1 pseudogene is annotated in these 648 nt (G+C 53.5%); it reads left to right on the top strand.

The features are described 5' to 3' along the window. Positions 1–648: pseudogene (locus C4N24_RS15050) on the top strand (DEAD/DEAH box helicase family protein); the annotation flags it as partial.

Raw genomic sequence — 648 nt, 5'->3', positions numbered from 1 at the left:
GACTTCCAGAATCAGAAATATCGTCTGGAGGATAAGCTGCTCAAAACTTTCCCGGAGGAGATCCAGAAACAGAAAACCCGCATTGCTGCTTTACAACAGGATTCACAGATTGCAGCAGCACACCCACAGGACAAAGAAAACTTCTGCGGCATGACTATCAAGGGCATGGTGTACGATGACAAAAAAGCTGCCGGCGAACGGCTGCTGCTGGCTCGGCAAGAGATGCCCAATGCTGATATGATGCTGCTGGGCACCTACCGTGGCTTTGAACTGAACATTCGATTCGACAGCTTCAAAAATGAGCATCAGGCCGTACTCCGGGCAGAGTTGAGTTACCCGGTGTCGCTGGGCGATGATGCGCGCGGCAATATCACTCGTCTGGACAATGCCATCGACAATTTCGCTGACCGTATCGCAGATGCCGAAAATGCTCTGCAAAACCTTGAACGGCAGAAGCAGGCCGCAGAGGTCGAAGTGGCAAAGCCCTTTGCACAGGAGGAAGAACTGGCCGAAAAGTCTGCCCGCCTTGCTGAATTGAACGCCTTGCTGAACATCGACCGTGACCGCAGTTCCTCGCAGGATGCTCCCGAAGAAACCGAGGAAACCGAAACACCTGCAACTCGTCCGTCTGTGCTGGCTGCACTGGGG

This window comes from Faecalibacterium prausnitzii (assembly GCF_003287405.1).
GTDB classification, from domain to species: Bacteria; Bacillota; Clostridia; order Oscillospirales; family Ruminococcaceae; genus Faecalibacterium; species Faecalibacterium intestinale.
This window is presented reverse-complemented; position numbering and strand designations above follow the sequence as displayed.